The sequence below is a fragment of the Microcystis sp. M20BS1 genome, assembly GCF_020245305.1.
GTDB lineage: Bacteria > Cyanobacteriota > Cyanobacteriia > Cyanobacteriales > Microcystaceae > Microcystis > Microcystis ichthyoblabe_A.
Genome location: NZ_JADBUZ010000069.1, coordinates 1 through 5142, shown reverse-complemented (window position 1 = coordinate 5142; position 5142 = coordinate 1). Strand labels below are relative to the sequence as shown.

At 53.0% G+C, this 5142-nt stretch carries 1 tRNA gene and 3 rRNA genes; all 4 read left to right on the top strand.

Features of this window, described 5'->3' with window-relative positions:
* Window positions 1-194 precede the first annotated feature (194 nt).
* Window positions 195-1683 (top strand): 16S ribosomal RNA (locus IM507_RS06990).
* Between the two features lie 134 nt (window positions 1684-1817).
* Window positions 1818-1891 (top strand) — tRNA-Ile (locus IM507_RS06985).
* A gap of 150 nt (window positions 1892-2041) precedes the next feature.
* Window positions 2042-4921 (top strand): 23S ribosomal RNA (locus IM507_RS06980).
* Window positions 4922-4976: 55 nt separating this feature from the next.
* Window positions 4977-5094: ribosomal RNA gene (gene rrf, locus IM507_RS06975) — 5S ribosomal RNA — on the top strand.
* Together the 16S, 23S and 5S rRNA genes with 1 tRNA gene alongside form the textbook arrangement of a ribosomal RNA operon.
* Window positions 5095-5142 lie beyond the last annotated feature (48 nt).

Here is a 5142-nt window from a genome sequence, read left to right as displayed (position 1 = left end):
GGGGAAGTTAGATACATTGGTAAATGCGCGGTTGAAGCAAAGCGAAAGCGAAGCGAAACAAACGACGCTGGAACCTAGACAAAACAATAGTTTGAAAGCCAAGCAAAAAAAGCCTCGTTTAGAAGCAATTCTATAACAAAAAAGTCAAACCCGCAAGGGGGAGACAAAAAAAAGTCAAAAGAGTCAAACGATTCATCATGGAGAGTTTGATCCTGGCTCAGGATGAACGCTGGCGGCGTGCCTAACACATGCAAGTCGAACGGGAATCTTCGGATTCTAGTGGCGGACGGGTGAGTAACGCGTAAGAATCTAACTTCAGGACGGGGACAACAGTTGGAAACGACTGCTAATACCCGATGTGCCGAAAGGTGAAACCTAATTGGCCTGAAGAAGAGCTTGCGTCTGATTAGCTAGTTGGTGGGGTAAGAGCCTACCAAGGCGACGATCAGTAGCTGGTCTGAGAGGATGAGCAGCCACACTGGGACTGAGACACGGCCCAGACTCCTACGGGAGGCAGCAGTGGGGAATTTTCCGCAATGGGCGAAAGCCTGACGGAGCAACGCCGCGTGAGGGAGGAAGGTCTTTGGATTGTAAACCTCTTTTCTCAAGGAAGAAGTTCTGACGGTACTTGAGGAATCAGCCTCGGCTAACTCCGTGCCAGCAGCCGCGGTAATACGGGGGAGGCAAGCGTTATCCGGAATTATTGGGCGTAAAGCGTCCGCAGGTGGTCAGCCAAGTCTGCCGTCAAATCAGGTTGCTTAACGACCTAAAGGCGGTGGAAACTGGCAGACTAGAGAGCAGTAGGGGTAGCAGGAATTCCCAGTGTAGCGGTGAAATGCGTAGAGATTGGGAAGAACATCGGTGGCGAAAGCGTGCTACTGGGCTGTATCTGACACTCAGGGACGAAAGCTAGGGGAGCGAAAGGGATTAGATACCCCTGTAGTCCTAGCCGTAAACGATGGATACTAGGCGTGGCTTGTATCGACCCGAGCCGTGCCGAAGCTAACGCGTTAAGTATCCCGCCTGGGGAGTACGCACGCAAGTGTGAAACTCAAAGGAATTGACGGGGGCCCGCACAAGCGGTGGAGTATGTGGTTTAATTCGATGCAACGCGAAGAACCTTACCAAGACTTGACATGTCGCGAACCCTGGTGAAAGCTGGGGGTGCCTTCGGGAGCGCGAACACAGGTGGTGCATGGCTGTCGTCAGCTCGTGTCGTGAGATGTTGGGTTAAGTCCCGCAACGAGCGCAACCCTCGTTCTTAGTTGCCAGCATTAAGTTGGGGACTCTAAGGAGACTGCCGGTGACAAACCGGAGGAAGGTGGGGATGACGTCAAGTCAGCATGCCCCTTACGTCTTGGGCGACACACGTACTACAATGGTCGGGACAAAGGGCAGCGAACTCGCGAGAGCCAGCGAATCCCAGCAAACCCGGCCTCAGTTCAGATTGCAGGCTGCAACTCGCCTGCATGAAGGAGGAATCGCTAGTAATCGCCGGTCAGCATACGGCGGTGAATTCGTTCCCGGGCCTTGTACACACCGCCCGTCACACCATGGAAGCTGGTCACGCCCGAAGTCATTACCTCAACCGCAAGGAGGGGGATGCCTAAGGCAGGGCTAGTGACTGGGGTGAAGTCGTAACAAGGTAGCCGTACCGGAAGGTGTGGCTGGATCACCTCCTTAAAGGGAGACCTAATTCAGGTAAAAGACGAAAAAAAAGTAGTCGCTACCAAGAATCAATCCCAAAAGGTCGGAGCGAGGCGAAATTGGCTTTCAAACTAGGTTCTGGGTTCACACAAGACCTGAATCAGGAACAAGGGCTATTAGCTCAGGTGGTTAGAGCGCACCCCTGATAAGGGTGAGGTCCCTGGTTCGAGTCCAGGATGGCCCACCTGCACAGGTGGCAAAAACAAAGAAGCGAGGAATCAGCACCTTATCTTACTGACATAGTAAGAGAGAATGCTGGCTCTGAGTAAAGAGTCCAGAGGAACCTTGAAAACTGCATAGAGCTAGGTGAAAAAGCCAAAAAAGAAGACCGCAAGGTCAAGCTAATAAGGGCTAACGGTGGATACCTAGGCACACGGAAGCGAAGAAGGACGTAGTTACCGACGAAACGCTTCGGGGAGCGGGAAGCAAGCATTGATCCGAAGATATCCGAATGGGGCAACCCTAAACACGACCACCTGAATACATAGGGTGGAGCGAGCAAACCTGGTGAACTGAAACATCTTAGTAGCCAGAGGAAAAGAAAGCAACAGCGATTCCCCCAGTAGCGGCGAGCGAAAAGGGAACAGCCTAAACCAAGTTCTTCGGAACTTGGGGTCGTGGGACAGTAACAAAAGACTGGGAAATTTAGACGAAGCGGCTGAAAACCGCACCAGAGAGGGTGAAAGTCCTGTAGTCGAAAAAGGAACCAGCTTAACTGCATCCCGAGTAGCATGGGGCACGTGAAATCCCGTGTGAATCTGCCTCGACCACGAGGTAAGGCTAAATATTCCCGTGTGACCGATAGAGAAACAGTACCGCGAGGGAAAGGTGAAAAGAACCCCGGAAGGGGAGTGAAATAGAACATGAAACCGTTAGCCTACAAGCAATGGGAGGACGATTGAACGTCTGACCGTGTGCCTGTTGAAGAATGAGCCGGCGACTTACAGGTTATGGCAGGTGAAGGGGGAAGACCCCACAGCCCCAGCGAAAGCGAGTCTGAATAGGGCGAAGCGTCATAATTTGTAGACCCGAACCCGGGTGATCTAACCATGGCCAGGATGAAGCTTGGGTAAAACCAAGTGGAGGTCCGAACCGACTAATGTTGAAAAATTAGCGGATGAGCTGTGGTTAGGGGTGAAATGCCAATCGAACTCGGAGCTAGCTGGTTCTCCCCGAAATGTGTTGAGGCGCAGCGGTAGTGGAAGTTTAGTCGGGGTAAAGCACTGTTTCGCCGCGGGCTGGGAGACCGGTACCAAGGCGAGGCAAACTCTGAATACGGCTAAAAAAACTACCAGTGAGACGGTGGGGGATAAGCTTCATCGTCAAGAGGGAAACAGCCCAGACCACCAGCTAAGGTCCCCAAATGATAACTAAGTGAGAAAGGAGGTGGGAGTGCATTGACAACCAGGAGGTTTGCCTAGAAGCAGCAATCCTTAAAAGAGTGCGTAATAGCTCACTGGTCAAGCGCTCCTGCGCCGAAAATGAACGGGGCTAAGTTATCTACCGAAGCTGTGGACTACATTGTAGTGGTAGGGGAGCGTTCTATAGGGGGTGAAGCAGTAGCGGCAAGCAGCTGTGGACTCTATAGAAGTGAGAATGTCGGCTTAAGTAGCGAAAATGTGGGTGAGAATCCCACACCCCGAAACCCCAAGGTTTCCTCCGCAAGGCTCGTCCGCGGAGGGTCAGTCAGGACCTAAGGCGAGGCTGAAAAGCGTAGTCGATGGACAACGGGTTAACATTCCCGTACCGATTAATGATTGTGCCGGAGAACGGAGAAGGTCAACGTCAGCTGGATGTTGGTTACCAGTGCAAGCAGTCGAGGCGATGAGAGGTGGAGAAAACACCAGGAGCTAAGACGCGAGTCCCACCTCCCACGGGAGGGAAGTGGCGTTGATCAAGCTTCCTAGAAAAGCCCGAACCACGTTAATCATTAATTGCCTGTACCCGAAACCGACACAGGTGGGGAAGTAGAGAATACTAAGGGGCGCGAGATAACTCTCTCTAAGGAACTCGGCAAAATGACCCCGTAACTTCGGGAGAAGGGGTACCCTCGCAAGAGGGTCGCAGTGAATAGGCCCAGGCGACTGTTTACCAAAAACACAGGTCTCCGCCAAGTCGTAAGACGCAGTATGGAGGCTGACGCCTGCCCAGTGCCGGAAGGTTAAGGAAGTTGGTCAGGAGTAATCTGAAGCTGACGACCGAAGCCCCGGTGAACGGCGGCCGTAACTATAACGGTCCTAAGGTAGCGAAATTCCTTGTCGGGTAAGTTCCGACCCGCACGAAAGGCGTAACGATCTGGGCACTGTCTCGGAGAGAGACTCGGCGAAATAGGATTGTCTGTGAAGATACGGACTACCTGCACCTGGACAGAAAGACCCTATGAAGCTTTACTGTAGCCTGGAATTGGCTTCGGGCTTCGCTTGCGCAGGATAGGTGGGAAGCTTTGAAACTCTCCTCGTGGGGAGGGTGGAGCTAACGGTGAGATACCACTCTGGCGAGGCTAGAATTCTAACCCTGACCCCTAATCGGGGCGGGAGACAGTTTCAGGTGGGCAGTTTGACTGGGGCGGTCGCCTCCTAAAAGGTAACGGAGGCGCGCAAAGGTTCCCTCGGTCCCGTTGGAAATGGGACGATAGAGTGCAAAAGCAGAAGGGAGCTTGACTGTGAGACCCACAAGTCGAACAGGGACGAAAGTCGGCTTTAGTGATCCGACGGCACCGCGTGGAAGGGCCGTCGCTCAACGGATAAAAGTTACTCTAGGGATAACAGGCTGATCTCCCCCAAGAGTTCACATCGACGGGGAGGTTTGGCACCTCGATGTCGGCTCATCGCAACCTGGGGCTGAAGTCGGTCCCAAGGGTTGGGCTGTTCGCCCATTAAAGCGGTACGTGAGCTGGGTTCAGAACGTCGTGAGACAGTTCGGTCCATATCCGGTGTAGGCGTAAGAGCATTGCGAGGAGCCTTCCTTAGTACGAGAGGACCGGGAAGGACGCACCGCTGGTGTACCTGTTATCGTGCCAACGGTAAACGCAGGGTAGCCATGTGCGGAGCGGATAACCGCTGAAAGCATCTAAGTGGGAAGCCCACCTCCAGATGATTGCTCTCATGGCATTAAGCCAGTAAGGTCTCGGGTAGACTACCCGTTGATAGGCTCTAGATGGAAGCTCGGTAACGAGTGCAGTCGAGGAGTACTAACCGACCGAGGGCTTGACCTGATTCTTCTTTCACCACTTTTTTCCTAGCTTTTGCAGTCTTGAGGGTTCTACCCTTCCTGGTGTCTTTAACGTGATGGCACCACTCCGATTCCATCCCGAACTCGGTTGTGAAACTTCACCGTGGCCAAGATACTTGTCGGGTTGCCGACCGGGACAATAGCTCGATGCCAGGATTATTCTTTCCTACCCCTCAATCCCACAAGATTGGGGGGTTTGGTTTT